Annotated in this window: 14 protein-coding genes and 1 riboswitch; of the genes, 12 read left to right on the plus strand and 2 right to left on the minus strand. The window is 67.8% G+C overall.

Going from position 1 to position 14,439, the window contains the following annotated elements; all coding sequences use genetic code 11:
* The first annotated feature begins 171 nt into the window (after positions 1-171).
* From ACVWZ7_RS12605 to ACVWZ7_RS12635, 7 genes are read left to right on the plus strand one after another with little or no spacing between them, the layout of a single operon-like run.
* The gene (locus ACVWZ7_RS12605; protein ID WP_456508029.1) at positions 172-3,210 is read left to right on the plus strand and encodes a Na+/H+ antiporter subunit A; all 3,039 of its coding nucleotides are present in this window, start codon (positions 172-174) and stop codon (positions 3,208-3,210) included.
* The gene (locus ACVWZ7_RS12610; RefSeq protein WP_116767894.1) at positions 3,207-3,821 is read left to right on the plus strand and encodes a Na(+)/H(+) antiporter subunit C; all 615 of its coding nucleotides are present in this window, start codon (positions 3,207-3,209) and stop codon (positions 3,819-3,821) included. Before ACVWZ7_RS12605 ends, ACVWZ7_RS12610 begins: the two co-directional genes overlap by 4 nt.
* Positions 3,818-5,443, plus strand: coding sequence for a Na+/H+ antiporter subunit D (locus ACVWZ7_RS12615; protein WP_344360698.1), 1,626 nt, complete (start codon positions 3,818-3,820; stop codon positions 5,441-5,443). Before ACVWZ7_RS12610 ends, ACVWZ7_RS12615 begins: the two co-directional genes overlap by 4 nt.
* A complete protein-coding gene (locus ACVWZ7_RS12620; RefSeq protein WP_116767892.1) occupies positions 5,440-5,985 on the plus strand; it encodes a Na+/H+ antiporter subunit E in 546 nt (181 codons plus the stop codon). Before ACVWZ7_RS12615 ends, ACVWZ7_RS12620 begins: the two co-directional genes overlap by 4 nt.
* Positions 5,982-6,260, plus strand: a complete 279-nt coding sequence (locus ACVWZ7_RS12625; protein ID WP_116767891.1) for a monovalent cation/H+ antiporter complex subunit F — start codon at positions 5,982-5,984, stop codon at positions 6,258-6,260. Before ACVWZ7_RS12620 ends, ACVWZ7_RS12625 begins: the two co-directional genes overlap by 4 nt.
* Positions 6,250-6,645 (plus strand): monovalent cation/H(+) antiporter subunit G, encoded by a 396-nt coding sequence (gene mnhG / locus ACVWZ7_RS12630; protein ID WP_456508030.1) that lies wholly within the window; start codon positions 6,250-6,252, stop codon positions 6,643-6,645. The genes ACVWZ7_RS12625 and mnhG overlap by 11 nt, the downstream gene beginning before the upstream one ends.
* A 60-nt stretch (positions 6,646-6,705) precedes the next feature.
* The gene (locus ACVWZ7_RS12635; protein ID WP_456508031.1) at positions 6,706-7,476 is read left to right on the plus strand and encodes an ion transporter; all 771 of its coding nucleotides are present in this window, start codon (positions 6,706-6,708) and stop codon (positions 7,474-7,476) included.
* A gap of 23 nt (positions 7,477-7,499) precedes the next feature.
* Here ACVWZ7_RS12635 and ACVWZ7_RS12640 read toward each other — a convergent pair whose 3' ends face one another.
* Positions 7,500-7,760, minus strand: a complete 261-nt coding sequence (locus ACVWZ7_RS12640; protein WP_344360707.1) for a DUF4235 domain-containing protein — start codon at positions 7,758-7,760, stop codon at positions 7,500-7,502.
* Positions 7,761-7,878: 118 nt separating this feature from the next.
* On the opposite strand from ACVWZ7_RS12640, the gene ACVWZ7_RS12645 reads away from it, so the two are divergent.
* Entirely contained in the window at positions 7,879-8,637 is a 759-nt protein-coding gene (locus tag ACVWZ7_RS12645; protein WP_456508032.1) for a DUF4386 family protein, read from the plus strand.
* Here the strand turns inward: ACVWZ7_RS12645 and ACVWZ7_RS12650 are convergent.
* Positions 8,634-9,179: a heme-degrading domain-containing protein gene (locus ACVWZ7_RS12650; protein WP_456508033.1), complete on the minus strand. Its 546-nt coding sequence runs from the start codon at positions 9,177-9,179 to the stop codon at positions 8,634-8,636. The two genes, ACVWZ7_RS12645 and ACVWZ7_RS12650, sit on opposite strands and share 4 nt — an antisense overlap.
* Positions 9,180-9,365: 186 nt before the next feature.
* A riboswitch (TPP riboswitch) is annotated at positions 9,366-9,509 on the plus strand.
* A 66-nt stretch (positions 9,510-9,575) separates the two neighbouring features.
* Between ACVWZ7_RS12650 and ACVWZ7_RS12655 the strand changes: the two genes are divergently transcribed.
* The 4 genes from ACVWZ7_RS12655 (at position 9,576) to ACVWZ7_RS12670 (ending at position 14,373) form a co-directional block, all read left to right on the plus strand.
* Positions 9,576-10,223, plus strand: coding sequence for an ECF transporter S component (locus ACVWZ7_RS12655; protein ID WP_456508034.1), 648 nt, complete (start codon positions 9,576-9,578; stop codon positions 10,221-10,223).
* Positions 10,224-10,278: 55 nt separating this feature from the next.
* A complete protein-coding gene (locus tag ACVWZ7_RS12660; RefSeq protein ID WP_456508035.1) occupies positions 10,279-11,901 on the plus strand; it encodes an ABC transporter ATP-binding protein in 1,623 nt (540 codons plus the stop codon).
* Positions 11,898-12,701, plus strand: coding sequence for an energy-coupling factor transporter transmembrane component T family protein (locus ACVWZ7_RS12665; protein ID WP_116767883.1), 804 nt, complete (start codon positions 11,898-11,900; stop codon positions 12,699-12,701). The genes ACVWZ7_RS12660 and ACVWZ7_RS12665 overlap by 4 nt, the downstream gene beginning before the upstream one ends.
* Positions 12,702-12,849: 148 nt before the next feature.
* Positions 12,850-14,373: a UDP-N-acetylglucosamine 1-carboxyvinyltransferase gene (locus ACVWZ7_RS12670; RefSeq protein WP_091254494.1), complete on the plus strand. Its 1,524-nt coding sequence runs from the start codon at positions 12,850-12,852 to the stop codon at positions 14,371-14,373.
* The last annotated feature ends 66 nt before the right edge of the window (positions 14,374-14,439 follow it).

A 14,439-nucleotide genomic window follows, 5' to 3' on the forward strand; every position in this document is an offset into this window, starting at 1 on the left:
GCCTGTCCCCCGCGGGAGTCCCTGGCGGCTTTTGCTACGAATTATTCAGTGGCCGGCGTCCCTGCCAAAAGAATTTGTACACGCTTGGTAAACTGTCCGCACCGAACCTAACAAATGAACCGCCTGCTCTAACTTGCTGACAATCGAATTTCTGACGTTGCGGAGACACCAGTGATCACAGTCCTTGCCGTGCACTTTGCGGTGGCTGTCGTGGCCCCGCTGCTGTTCCGAAAGTTCGGCAGGAATTCGTTCTATACCCTGGCCGCGGTTCCCGCGGCCTCCTTCATCTGGCTGCTCCTGCAGCACGATGCCGTTTATTCAGGGGCAGTCAATTCAGACAGCGCGATCGCCGAGGCGATCCCCTGGGTTCCCGCCCTCCAGCTGGAACTCGCGTTCCGGATGGACGCGCTGGCCTGGGTCATGTCCCTGCTGGTTCTTGGGGTCGGCGCGCTGGTGCTGGTCTACTGCGCCCGTTACTTCAAGAACAAGGACGACTACCTCGGCGGGTTCGGGGCCCAACTTCTGGCCTTCGCCGGTGCCATGTTCGGCCTCGTCACCGCTGATGACCTCCTGCTGATGTTCATCTTCTGGGAACTGACCACGGTGCTGTCCTACCTGCTGATCGGCTACGCCCGGACCAGGCTGTCCGCACGGCGCTCGGCGCTGCAGGCCCTCATGGTGACCACTGCCGGCGGACTGGCCATGCTAGTGGGGCTCATCATCCTGGGTTCGACGGCCGGAACCTACCGGATCCAGGCCATTCTGGACATGGCCCCCGCGCTCGTCACCGGCCCCGCGGCAGGCGCCGTGAGCGCCGCCGTCGTCCTGATCCTGATCGGTGCGATCACCAAATCCGCCCTGGTTCCGTTCCACTTCTGGCTCCCCGGAGCGATGGCCGCCCCCACGCCCGTGAGCGCCTACCTGCACGCCGCGGCCATGGTGAAGGCGGGGATCTACCTGGTGGCCCGGCTCGCCCCCGGGTTCGCCGGGATCCCGCCGTGGCTGCCGATCGTGCTGGGCCTGGGCCTGGCGACCATGCTGGTCGGCGGCTACCGGGCCCTCCGGCAAACCGACATCAAACTCATCCTCGCCTACGGCACCGTGAGCCAGCTGGGCTTCCTGACCATGGTGGTGGGCCTCGGCACTCCCGACGCGGCGCTCGCCGGACTCGCCCTGCTCTTGGCGCACGGATTGTTCAAGGCCACGCTGTTCCTGGTGGTGGGCATCATCGACCACCAAGCGGGGACACGGGACATCCGCAAGCTCTCCGGCGTCTACGGCTCGGCCCGGGCACTGGCGGTGGTAGCGACGATCGGTGCGGCCTCGATGGCGGGCGTCCCCCCGCTGGCCGGCTACGTCGCCAAGGAATCGGTGTTCGAGGCCTTCATCCAATACAGCTCGGAGTCCGGGACCGGGCCCTGGCTGCTGGGAGGCGTGGTCCTCGGCTCCGTCCTGACCTTCGCCTACAGCGCCCGCTTCATGTGGGGCGCCTTCGCCGTCAAGCCCGGCGTGGAGCCCACGGCATTCAAACCGATCAAACCCGCCTTCCTTGCCGCACCGGCAATCCTGAGCCTCCTCACGATCCTGTACGGCCTGTGGCCCGCCGCCGTCGACGGCTGGATCCAGCCCTATGCGGAACTCTTTGTGGACGGCTCCGGCTCCTCGCCCGGCCACCTGGCGCTGTGGCACGGCGTCACCCCGGCCCTGGGGCTGACCGCGGTGACGTTCGCCCTGGGCCTGGCCATGTTCTACGGCCGCAACGCCGTGGCCCGGCTGCAGGCCTTCGTGCCGGGCTGGATCGACGCCGACCGCGCGTACCAGCAGACGATCGGCGCGCTGGACGACACCGCCGTCTGGGTCACCGGCCGGACCCAGCGAGGCTCGCTGTTCTTCTACCTCTCCGTCATCCTGACCGTGGCGTTCGTCCTGCCGCTGACGGCGCTGCTCGTGGCCAACAAGCCGCTCCCGCCCGGACTCTATGTCATCGATCCGGGCTCGCCGCTGCAGCTGGTGGCCGGTGCGGGAGTCGTGATCGGCGCGCTCGCCGCGGTCCGCGCCAACAAGCGGTTCCTGGCCGTCCTGATGGTGTCCGTCACCGGCTACGGCATTGCCCTGATGTTCGCGCTGCAGGGCGCCCCTGACCTCGCGCTGACCCAGATGCTGGTCGAAACGATCATTCTGGTGGCGTTCGTGCTGGCCATGCGGAGCCTCCCCGCGGGGCTGCGGGACCGCACCGGCGGGAAATACCGGGTCATCCGCGTGGTGATCGGCCTGGCGTTCGGCGCCACCATGATCTTCGTGGCCATCTATGCCCTCGGCGCCCGCGTGGCCGAGCCGGTCTCCCTGCAGTTCCCGCAGCTGGCCTACGAGGGCGGCGGCGGCCTCAACGTCGTCAACGTGACCCTCGTGGATATCCGCGCCTGGGACACCTTTGGCGAGATCTCCGTCCTGGCCCTGGCCGCCACCGGCGTGGCCAGCCTCATCTTCGTCCGAGGCCGCGGCGACCGCATCCGGACGGCCGCCACAGTCGCGGAAGGGACCGTCGGCCGGTTGACCGGGGCCCGGGGCAGCACCCGGGACGATGCCGCCCTGGCCATGAACCGTCGGTTCGCTGCAGCCACCCGGGACGCCTGGCTGGTGGCCGGCCGGACTCTGGCCCCCGAACGCCGCTCGATCATCTTCGAGGTGGTCACCCGCCTGATCTTCCACTCCATGATCGTGTTCTCCATCTATCTGCTGCTCGCCGGCCACAACCTGCCCGGCGGCGGCTTCGCCGGCGGCCTCACAGCCGGACTCGCCCTGACCATCCGCTACCTCGCCGGCGGCCGCTTCGAACTGCGCGAAGCCACGCCGGTCGGCGCCGGTACCCTGCTGGGAATCGGCCTGGCCACCGCCGCGGCCGCCGGAATGACGCCGCTGCTGCTGGGCGGACAGGTGTTCCAGAGCGCCATCGTCGAACTGTGGCTGCCCGTGTTCGGCGACATCAAGTTCGTCACCTCGACCATCTTCGACATCGGCGTGTACGTCGTCGTGGTCGGCCTGGCCCTGGACGTGCTGCGCAGCCTGGGGGCCGAAATCGACGAGCACTTCGAGGAACAGCCCGAGCCATCCGACGAAGGGCCGTCCGACGAAGGGCCGTCCGACGGCGATGAGGTCGGTCTCCCGGCTGAAACAGCCGACGCGGAAACGACAGCCAGGGGGAAAGCATGAGCGTCAATCTGACCCTGCTGACTGTCATGGGGGCCCTGTACGCCTGCGGCATCTATCTCATCCTTGAACGCAGCCTCACCCGGGTCCTGCTGGGCCTCATGCTGCTGGCCAACGCCACCAACCTCCTGATCCTCGCCACCGGCGGGTACGCCGGTCTGGCGCCGATCTTCGACAAGAACACCCCCGCCGGGGACTACAGCGACCCCCTCCCGCAGGCCCTGATCCTGACCTCGATCGTGATCTCCTTCGCCGTCACGGCGTTCATGCTGGGCATCATCTACCGGACCTGGGTCCTGGCCCGCCAGGATGAAATCCAGGACGACGCCGAGGACCGCCGCGTCGCGGAAACCCCGAGCTTTGACGCCGAGGACGATTCCGTGATTCCGGTCGAGACCTCGGAGTTTCCGCTGGCGATGATCGGCTCCGACGGCGCCGGGCTGGTGGACACCCCTGTCGGTGGAGGTCCGGGTCCCGGATCCGGTTCCAGCCAGGGAAGCGGTGCGGCCGCGGTCATGTCCGGCGACCGCCCGGTGCGGGCCGAACAGGCCGCCTCCGAAGAACAGCCCGGCTCCCTGAACGTTGACCCCAGACCGGAAGGAGGCGGACAGTGAACATCGCCAGCTTTGCCCCGCTCGCCGTCGTACTCCCCATCCTGGGCGCCGCCCTGACGTTCCTGCTGATCCGGCACTCCCGGGCCCAGCGGGCTGTCAGCATCGCCATCCTGACCGTGACCCTGCTGCTGGAATGCTGGCTGCTGGCCTCCGTTTGGGAGGGCGGGACGGCCGCGGTGAATATCGGCGGGTGGATGCCGCCCTGGGGGATCGTGCTGGTGGTGGACCAGTTCTCCTCGCTCATGCTCGTGGTGTCCTCGGCCGTGAGCCTTGCAGTGCTGATCTACGCAACCGGACAGGGCATGGCCGACGGCGACCGCGACGCGCCGGTCTCGATCTTCCACCCGACCTACCTGATCCTCGTCGCCGGGGTATCCAACGCCTTCCTCTCCGGAGACCTCTTCAACCTCTACGTCGGCTTTGAGATCCTGCTGACCGCCAGCTACGTGCTCATCACCCTCGGCGGCACGGGACCGCGCATCCGGGCCGGCGTGACCTACGTGGTGGTCTCCGTGGTGTCTTCGGTGCTGTTCCTGATCGCGATCGCCATGATCTACGGGGCCACCGGCACCATCAACATGGCGGACCTCGCCATCAAGCTCGGCGACCTGGACCAGGGCACCCGGACGCTGCTGCACGTCATGCTCCTGGTGGCCTTCGGCATCAAAGCCGCCGTCTTCCCCCTCTCTTTCTGGCTCCCCGACTCCTATCCCACCGCGCCGGCCCCCGTCACCGCGGTGTTTGCCGGGCTGCTGACCAAGGTGGGTGTCTACGCCATGGTCCGCACGGAGACGCTGCTCTTCCCGGGGGATGCACTCAACGCCCCGCTCATGGTCGCGGCGCTGCTGACCATGGTGGTGGGAATCCTCGGCGCCCTGGCCCAAAGCGACATCAAGCGACTCCTGTCGTTCACCCTCGTCAGCCACATCGGCTACATGGTGTTCGGCCTGGCCATGTCCACGGTGGCCGGGTTGGGCGCCGCGGTGTTCTACGTGGCCCACCACATCACCATCCAGACCAGCCTGTTCCTGGTGACCGGCCTGATTGAACGCCGGGGCGGCAGCTCGTCCATGGACCGCGTCGCCGGGCTGGCCAAGCTCTCCCCGGTCCTGGGCGTGCTGTTCTTCATTCCGGCCATGAACCTGGCCGGCATCCCGCCGTTCTCGGGCTTCCTGGGCAAACTGGGGCTCCTGCAAGCGGGCATCGAACTCGGGACGCCGCTGGCCTACGCACTGGTGATCGGGGGAGTGCTGACCAGTCTGTTGACCCTGCTGGCGATCGCCAGGGTCTGGAACCGGGCGTTCTGGCGCAAGCCCGAGGACGCGGAACACCCCGATCCGGTGCTCCTGGCGGCACCGGAGGATTCCGCGACCGGAGACCGGGCCGGCCGGACCAACGTGACCCTCCTGCCGCGCACCATGGTGGGCTCCACCCTGGGCCTGGTGCTCTTTGGCGTGGCCCTGACCGTCTTTGCCGGGCCGTTGTTCAAGGTCGCGGACCAGTCCGCCCACGAGATGCTGGACAGGTCCGCCTACATCCACGCCGTGCTTGGCGAGGACGCCCCGGTCCCGCCGGTGCCGTCGGCGGTCCGGCCCGGCCAGCAGCAGGGCGGCGGGAAATGAACCGGAAAAGGATCTCCCTGCGCCAGGAACTGCCGCTGCTGGTGTGGCTCGTGTTTGTCTGGGGTGCCCTGTGGCAGAACTTCAGCCCCGGCAACCTCCTCTTCGGCGCCCTCATCGCCGTGGTCGTGGCGCGGGTTTTCTACCTGCCCCCGGTGGAACTCGGCGGCCGCTTCAACGTGCTCCGCGCCGTCCCCTTCGCCGTCGTCTTCCTCGGAAAAGTCGTCGCGGCCAGTTTCCAGGTCCTCTACCTCGCCGTGGTCCGCGGCCCGGACGTGGTCAGCGCAATCGTCGCCGTGCCGCTGCGGAGCCATTCGGACCTCCTCGTGACGGCCACCGGGCACGTGATCTCGCTGATTCCCGGATCACTCGTGGTGGAGGTGGACAGGTCCACGTCCACCCTCTACATTCACGGCATCAACGTCCGCAACGCCCAAGACGCGGCCAAGCTGCGCAAGGAAGTCCGCGACACCGAGGCCGGGCTGATCAGGATCATGGGGACCAAAGAGGAACTGTCCGCACTTGCCCAGGAGGCCGCCGCATGATGCAGATCGTCCTGACGGTGACAGCCGTCGTACTTTCCCTGGCCGCCGCGGGGGCGATCATCCGGATCGCGCGGGGCCCGTCGCTGCTGGACCGGGTGCTGGCCGCCGACGTGCTCCTGGCCATCTTCGGTGCGGCCCTGTGCATCGACATGGCCGCTAACCGGCACCTGAACAACCTGATGCTGCTGGTGGCTATTTCCCTCATCGGGTTCGTCGGCTCGGTCACCGTGGCCAGGTTCGTGGCCGACCGGAGGGAGAACGTCCGTGAATCCTGAAACAGTGATCGACGCCGTCTCTGCCGTGTTTATGGTGGTCGGCGCCCTGATGTCCCTCGGCGCGGCCGTCGGACTGCTGCGGTTCCCGGACCTCATGAGCAGGATGCACGCCGCCACCAAACCGCAGGTCCTGGGGCTCTTCCTGCTCCTGGCCGCCCTTGGCCTGCAGATGCGCACCTGGTGGGTGTGGCCCGTCCTGGTGGTGGCGTGGCTCTTCCAACTGCTGACCGTCCCAGTTTCAGCCCACATGGTGGGGCGGGCCGGCTACCGCACCAAGCACCTTCACCCGGAACTGCTGAGCGCCGACGAACTTGAGGCCGTCGTTCAGAAGGCCGCCCGGCAGGCGGCTGCCCGCCATGGAACGGACGACGACGCCGACCGTTGAGGGTGGACCGATACGAAAATAGTGGCGGCCGCGCGGCTGCTTGCGTGCCAGAATCCTCACATGACCAAGGAACGCAGTGAACTGAAGAGCATCGGATACGAGATCTTCATCGGTATCCTTTCGATCCTGTCGATCGTGAATCTCTTGCTCTTGTATGCCGTGCAGGAGAAGTCGCTCGACACCGTACTCACCGTGATGAACTCCGTTTTCAGCGCGATCTTCGTCGCCGACTTCCTTTACCGGATCTTCACCGCGCCATCGGCGGGCGCCTATTTCTTCAAGCACTTCGGCTGGGCCGACCTCTTGGCGAGCGTGCCTGTGGCGCAATTCAAGATCCTGCGCATCTTCCGGCTGATCCGGGTGTACCGCCTGCTCCGCGATGTCGGCATCCGCACGATCGGCCGCGCGCTGAGCAAAGATCGGGCCGGCAGTTCCCTGTACATACTGCTGCTCATGGGCATATTGGTGCTGGAATTCGGAAGCCTCTCGGTGCTCCGCGTCGAGCAGGGCGCCCCGGGGGCCAATATCAGGACCGCTTCGGACGCCCTCTGGTACACGATCGTCACGATCTCGACAGTCGGATACGGAGACCAATATCCGGTCACGGATGCGGGCCGTATTATCGGGGCAGGCATCATTGTCATCGGTGTCGGCATCTTCGGTACGTTCACCGGTTACCTTGCCAACTTCTTCCTGTCGCCCAAGAAGAAGGAACCCGCGCCGCTAGTCGATGCGGCCGACACGGGTACGGTCGAAGGACTCCGCCTGCGCCTCGAAGAGTCCGAAGCCAAGCTCACCGAGATCAGGAAGCTGCTCGTCGAGCCAAGCTAGTCAACGTCCTTGAAATGCCCTCGTTAGACGACGTCCTGGGTCTTGGCGAAGCGGGTGATCGCGCGCTGGGTGCCGCGGTTGGCGAGCACCTGGATGACGGTGCTGACCGCGGCCGAGATCAGCGCGAACGCCAATGCGTGGTGCAGCGTGGTGGGGACGTCGTCGTTGTCCGTGGGCGGCTTGCTGCCCGTGGACTTCTCCCAGACGGTGTCAACGAGCTTGGCGCCGGCGTAACCGGCCAGGAGGCTGACGCCGGTGCCGAGCAGCTTGATGAAGAGGTTCATTCTTCGTAACTCCTTAAGGGAGGAAACAGGGCTGCCCCTAGCCTAGCGTTCCTTGCCCGGGCATCCAGACAGGGCCAACGCCCCTGTATTGCCTCGCCCGCCGGACGTACTTTTGAGCATGGAACAGCCCCGGACCCGCCCGCTCGGCCATGCCCGGGGCGCCGCGGCGGACAGTCAGAGCTGGCGGCAACTCTACTTCTGGGCCGGAATCTCCGCCGTCGCGTTCGTGGCGTTGTTGATCGTGGCAGTGGTTCTGGACGCCATTGCCCCGCCACCGATCCACGGCGGTGCCGAAACCCTCGAGTTCATCGCCGGGCACACGGCGGTCTACGTCGCCGAACAACTCCTGTGGACCGTGCCCAACATTCTTCCGGTTCTGGTATTCGTGACCCTCTTCGTGGCACTCGCCCCGCTGAACAAGAGCCTGGCCCTCATGGCCACGGTGATCGGCGCCCTGCCGTGGGCGCTGTTCCTGGCCGTTCCGGTCACGAGCCGCGGATCGATGATCCTGGTCAATCTCAGTGACAGCTACGCGAACGCGATCGGCACCGCCGGGGCCGATGCCCGGCTCCGCTATGCCGCCGCGGCGGAGGCGCTGATCGCCGAGAACAACACGCCTGCCGCCGTCGGCGTCCTGTCCGCGCTCGGCATCCTGCTGATGTCGCTGACCATGCTCAAGGGCGTGCTGCCCCGTGCGGTGGCCTGGCTCGGCGTGGCCGCGGGCGCGGTTGGCGTGGTGGCGGAGGTACTCCGGTTCGCCGTTCCGGAGGTCTACCTGGTGTACGGCATCCTGATGTGGGCCTGGTTCACGGCGGTGGGGATTGCGCTGATCCGGCTGTCCCGGAGGACGCCGCGCGCGGACGGCGCCGCCGCCTAAGCTCCCGGCGTGAGGACCGTCCGTAAAGCCTCGACCACGAGGTCGTGGTCTGCCTTCTGCGGCAGCCCGGAGACAGTCACGACGGCTACGGCACCGGTGCCGCGCACGTAGATGGGGAACGCTCCGCCGTGGGCGGCGAACTCCATCTGATCGAACCAGGCGTTGTCCTCGATCCTTCCGCCGGCAGCGCGGGCCCGGAGGCCCACCAGCAGGGACGGGACCTCGTAGCGCTGGGCCGTGCGCTTCTTGGCGTTGATCCAGCGTTCGTTGTCCGGAGTGGCGCCGTCCAGCGCCGCGTGGAAGAGCACCTGCTCGCCCTTGGTGATGTCGACGGCGATGGGCAGCGAGCGTTGCCTGCCCAGTTCGACCAGGAGCAGCCCGAGGTCCAGGGCATCGTCCTTGCTGAACGATGCGAACTGGAGCGCATCCATTTCGGCCAGCACGCGGCCAATGAGCGCCGCCAGGGAACCGTGCGGTTGCGGCTCGCTCGAGTCCGGGTCGTACTCGGCGGAGGGATCTGGCGTGGCCGGTGTGTGCGTCAAAATGGTCCAGCTTTCCGGTGGGCGACAAGGCCGCCCGCTCGCGGGTCCGGGGGCCGACACGTCGACTCTACCAAGCGGCTCTTCCCGGCCGCGGGGTGCGCCTGGGGCAGGCCGCGGATTGTGACAGCACTCCACTGATAACCCGGGCCGTTCGGGTGTAAACTGAGCCAGCCCACAAGGGCGAAATAATTACGACAGGGGAGCGCCGCCGTCGGGCATCGCCGGAAGAGTCCGGGGAAACCAGTGGTGGGCGCTGAGAGTGCGGACAGCCGCAGACCCTCGAACCTGATCCGGTTAGTACCGGCGCAAGGGAGTCGAGTTCTCAGGGTGCGCGGAGGGCGGCGGAAGCCGAGGCCGGCCGGAGCACCCTCCCCTCCTGTTCCTCAGGAGGACGACATGACAGATATTTCAGCACAGCATGGTTCCAGCAGCCGTTCATCGGCCCGGCGCACCTACAACTGGCGTGTGGTGGACATTGTGGTTGCCGCCTTGATCGCCGTCGCCGGGGGCGTCATCTTCTGGGCCTGGGATCAGGGCGCGAACCTGATTTCCACCCCGGTCAACACGATCTACCCGCCGCTCAGCGGACTCTACGCCGGCGGATGGATGATCCCGGCAGTGCTCGGCATGCTCATCATCCGCAAGCCCGGGGCAGCCCTCTTCTGCGAGACGGTGGCGGCCACGGGCGAGCTGATCATGGGCTCGCAGTACGGCACCACGGTCCTGATCTCCGGAGTCCTGCAGGGCCTCGGCGCGGAACTGGTGTTCGCGGCCTTCCTCTACAAGAAGTTCAACCTCCCGGTGTCCCTCCTGGCCGGAGCCGGCGCGGGCCTCTTCTGCGGCCTGAACGACTCCTTCCTGCCGTGGGGCTGGAACATTGCCTACGAAGCCGGCGACAAGCTCGCCTACATCGTCTTCACCACCATCTCCGGCGCCGTGATTGCCGGCGGACTGTCCTGGCTCGCCACCCGCGGCCTGGCCAAGACCGGCGTGCTGGGCTCCTTTGCCTCCCGCAAGGCCGCCACGGAGCCTGTCTTCTCCTGAACCACGTTCCTGCACCCACTCCGGAACGGCCCTCTTGGAATTGCACAGGCGACTCATGACATCTTCACCAGGCGTACGCCCGGCCGCCGTCACAGCCCGCGGCTGGGGCTGGCGGCACGCCGGAAGGCTCCGGCCTGCGGTCAGCGGACTTGACCTGGACATCCGGCCGGGGGAGCGCGTGCTCCTGCTGGGCCCGTCCGGCGCCGGCAAATCAACCCTGCTCCACGCCCTGGCGGGTGTGCTCGGGGACGGCGCGGTGGGGGAGGCTGGCGACGCCAAAGAATCCGACGAGACCGGCAGCCTGCTGATCGATGGCGCTGCGCCCCGTGCACAGCGCGGCCGCGCCGGGCTCGTGCAGCAGGACCCGGAAACCCAGGTGGTGCTCTCGCGCCTCGGCGACGACGTCGCCTTCGGCGCCGAAAACCTCTCTGTCCCGGCCGGGGAGATCTGGCCGCGGGTCCGCGAGGCGCTCGACGACGTCGGGCTGGGCAGGCTGCCGCTGGACCACCCGACGTCGGCGCTGTCGGGCGGCCAAAAGCAGCGCCTGGCGCTCGCCGGGATCCTCGCGATGCGGCCGGGGTTGCTGCTGCTCGACGAGCCCACCGCCAACCTGGATCCCGCCGGCGTCCTGGAAGTCCGCGACGCCGTTGGCCGCTGCCTGGACAAGACCGGCGCCACCCTGGTGGTGGTGGAGCACCGGGTGGCGGTCTGGAAGGACCTCGTGGACCGGATCGTGGTGCTGCAGCCCGGGTCCGCCACGGACTCCGCGGTCCTGATTGACGGGCCGCCGGACCAGGTCCTGGCCGAGGCGCGGGACATGCTCATCGGTGCGGGCGTCTGGGTGCCCGGCTACGTGCCCGCAACACGTTCCCGGACCGCCCCGGCCTCCGGGCAGCTCCTGCTCTCGTCGGACGCCCTCGCGGTCTCCCGCGAGCGGCCGCGGCGGGCCGGACTGCGCCAGGGTTTCCGCACGATTGCGCCGCGCCCCGTGCAATCCGGGGTCATGGCCCGGGTCCGTGCCGGAGAGGCCTTGACCATCACCGGGCAGAACGGTTCGGGCAAGTCGACCCTGGCACTGACGCTCGCCGGCCTCCTGCGCCCCGTGGCGGGGACGGTCTCCGCCACGACGGAACTCAGTGGTTGCGCCATCGGTCGCGTAGGTGATGGCGCCGGGACCGACCCGTACCGGTGGAAAGCCCAGCAGCTGATCGCCAGGATCGGGACCGTGTTCCAGGAACCCGAGCACCAGTTTGTCACCGGCAGGGTCCACGACGAACTTATGTTCGGGCCCCGCCACCTCGGCTACGGCGAGGACCGTGTGGACGAGCTCCTGGAGCGGCTGCGGCTGACGGAGCTCGTGGACGCCAACCCCTACACGCTCTCGGGCGGCGAGAAACGGCGCCTCTCGGTGGCCACCGTGCTGGCTGCGCACCCGCAGGTACTGGTCCTGGACGAGCCCACGTTCGGCCAGGACGCCAACACCTGGGCCGAGCTTGCCTCGTTCCTCTCTGAACTTCTCGACGCCGGCACCGCCGTGGTCTCCGTGACGCACGACGCCGAATTCAGCGCTGTCCTTGGCGGCACCGAACTGCGCCTCCACGGCCGGGACACCGCCGGGTCGGGGGCCGTCAACGCCGCCGGCCCGGACCGGGAGCTGCCGGAGGCGGCCGCATCATGAGGGACGAACTGAGCGTCCGCGGCAACCATGCGCTGCTGACCCGCGCCAACCCGCTCGCGAAGTTCACGGCGGTCACCATGGTCACCCTGGTGCTGGCTCTGTCCATCGACTGGGTCTCTGCCTCGGTGGCGCTGGCCTTCGAACTGATGCTTCTGCCGCTGGCCGGGCTGACCGTTGCCCTGCTGTGGCAGCGCGGCTGGCCGCTGATCCTCGCGGCGGCGCTCGGCGGCTGGAGCACCGCCATCCTGGCGCCCGACGCCGGAGCCGTCCTGTTCGACGCCGGGATCTGGTCCATCAGCGCCGGCTCCCTGCAGCTCGGGATCGGTTTCATGCTCCGCGGGCTCGCGATCGCCCTGCCTGCGGTGCTGCTGATGAGCTGCACCGACCCCACGGACCTGGCCGACGCCCTGGCCCAGAACGCGAAACTGCCGCACCGGTTTGTCCTGGGCACCTTGGCCGCCATGCGGCTCGTGGGAATCATGGCCGAGCAATGGCAAACCATCGGGATGGCCCGGCGCGCCCGCGGCGTGGGCTCAAGCGGCAACCCCTACCAGCGCTTCCGCGCCACCATGGGCCAAAGCTTCGGCTTGCTGGTGCAGGCGATCCGGAGCGCGTCCCGGCTCGCGGTGACCATGGAGGCCCGCGGGTTCGGCGGCGCGGCGCGGACCTGGGCCAGGCCGTCCACGTTCAGCGGACTCGACGCCTGGGTGCTTTTGGGCGGGCTGGGCATTGCGGCAGCCGCCGTCGCGGCAGCCCTCGGCGCGGGCACCTGGAACCTTGTCTTCCTCACCCGCCAGTAGCCGCGGCAGCGTCCGGCGCGCCTGCGCGCTGCCGCTTGTCACAGCGCCGCCGCGCCGGTTATCGCATGATGCGGGTATGCATGTGAGATTGGCGCCATTCCGGCGGCAAATACCGGGTGCGGTAGATCATGCGTGATATTTTCGGGACATGACTCAACAGACTGCTGAACATGTCGGCCTCCTGCTCCGCGAGGCCCGCGGGGACAAGGGCTGGACCCAGGGACAACTCGCGGCCGAGCTCGGCACCAGCCAGAGCGCCATCGCCCGGATGGAGCAGGGCAAGCAGAACCTGAGCCTGAAGATGATCCAGCGGCTGGAGACGATCGTCGGGCACAGCATCGTCAAAGTGGGCCGGCCCCAGATGACCCACCTCCGGGTCGAGGGCGGTCGCACGCTTTCCGGCGCGGTGGACGTCAACAGCAGCAAGAACGCCGGCGTCGCCCTTTTGTGCGCCAGCCTCATCAACCGCGGCACCACCACCCTGCGCCGGCTGGCCCGGATCGAGGAAGTCAACCGGATCGTCGAGGTGCTGACCAGCATCGGCGTCGAATGCACCTGGCTCAACGCGAACGACCTCCAGATCCGCCGCCCCGCTGTCCTGGACCTCGCATCCATGGATGTGGAGGCGGCCCGCCGGACCCGCAGCGTCATCATGCTCCTGGGCCCGCTGCTGGACGAGGCCGACACATACCGTCTGCCCTACGCCGGCGGCTGTGACCTCGGCACCCGCACCGTGCAGCCGCACATGCAGGCGCTAAGCCAGTTCGGGCTCAGCGTGGACGCGAAGTCCGGGTTCTACGCGGTCCAGGCACCGCCGTCGGACAGCCACGACCGCTCCTTCGTGCTCAGCGAACGCGGTGACACCGTCACCGAGAACGCCATCATGGCCGCCGCGCACCGCCGCGGCACCACCATCATCCGCAACGCCAGCCCCAACTACATGGTGCAGGACCTCTGCTTCTACCTGCAGATGCTCGGGGTGGAGATCGACGGCGTCGGCACCACCACGTTGAAGATCACGGGCCGCCCGTCGATCGACGTCGACATCGAATACTTCCCCTCCGAGGACCCGATCGAGGCGATGAGCCTCATCACCGCCGGCATCGTGACGAACTCGGAAGTCACCATCCGCCGCGTCCCGATCGAGTTCATGGAAATCGAGCTGGCGACCCTGGAACAGATGGGCCAGCGGCTCGAAGTGTCCGGGGAGTACTTTGCCCGCAACGGCCGCACCCGCCTGGTGGACGTCACCACCAAGCCTTCGGAACTGCGGGCGCCGGAAGACAAGATCCACCCCATGCCCTTCCCGGGCCTGAACATCGACAACCTGCCCTTCTTCGCCGTGATCGCGGCCAACGCCCACGGCCAGACGATGATCCACGACTGGGTATACGAGAACCGGGCCATCTACCTGACCGAGCTGAACAAGCTGGGCGCCCAGGTGCAGCTGCTCGACCCGCACCGGATCTACGTCAACGGGCCCACCAAGTGGCGTGCCGCCGAGGTGGGCTGCCCGCCGGCCCTGCGCCCCGCGGCCTGCCTGCTGCTGGCCATGCTCGCGGCTCGCGGCGTCTCGGAACTGCGGAACATCTACGTCATTGAGCGCGGCTACGAGGATCTGGCCGAACGGCTCAACACCATTGGCGCGAAGATCGAGTATTTCCAAGACTGATCCCAAGCAACGCGAGGTCTGATCGCGCCCGTCCGCAGGGGGATGGGCGCGAAGTGACCCGGCGTT

The sequence above is a fragment of the Arthrobacter sp. TE12232 genome (genome assembly GCF_054062615.1).

Coding starts and splice junctions, on each gene's coding strand:
- ACVWZ7_RS12610 (WP_116767894.1), top strand. CDS start 3,207: ATGAGCGTCAATCTGACCCTGCTGACTGTCATGGGGGCCCTGTACGCC.
- ACVWZ7_RS12620 (WP_116767892.1), top strand. CDS start 5,440: ATGAACCGGAAAAGGATCTCCCTGCGCCAGGAACTGCCGCTGCTGGTG.
- ACVWZ7_RS12670 (WP_091254494.1), top strand. CDS start 12,850: ATGACTCAACAGACTGCTGAACATGTCGGCCTCCTGCTCCGCGAGGCC.
- ACVWZ7_RS12660 (WP_456508035.1), top strand. CDS start 10,279: ATGACATCTTCACCAGGCGTACGCCCGGCCGCCGTCACAGCCCGCGGC.
- ACVWZ7_RS12635 (WP_456508031.1), top strand. CDS start 6,706: ATGACCAAGGAACGCAGTGAACTGAAGAGCATCGGATACGAGATCTTC.
- ACVWZ7_RS12645 (WP_456508032.1), top strand. CDS start 7,879: ATGGAACAGCCCCGGACCCGCCCGCTCGGCCATGCCCGGGGCGCCGCG.
- ACVWZ7_RS12655 (WP_456508034.1), top strand. CDS start 9,576: ATGACAGATATTTCAGCACAGCATGGTTCCAGCAGCCGTTCATCGGCC.
- ACVWZ7_RS12640 (WP_344360707.1), bottom strand. CDS start 7,760: ATGAACCTCTTCATCAAGCTGCTCGGCACCGGCGTCAGCCTCCTGGCC.
- ACVWZ7_RS12625 (WP_116767891.1), top strand. CDS start 5,982: ATGATGCAGATCGTCCTGACGGTGACAGCCGTCGTACTTTCCCTGGCC.
- ACVWZ7_RS12665 (WP_116767883.1), top strand. CDS start 11,898: ATGAGGGACGAACTGAGCGTCCGCGGCAACCATGCGCTGCTGACCCGC.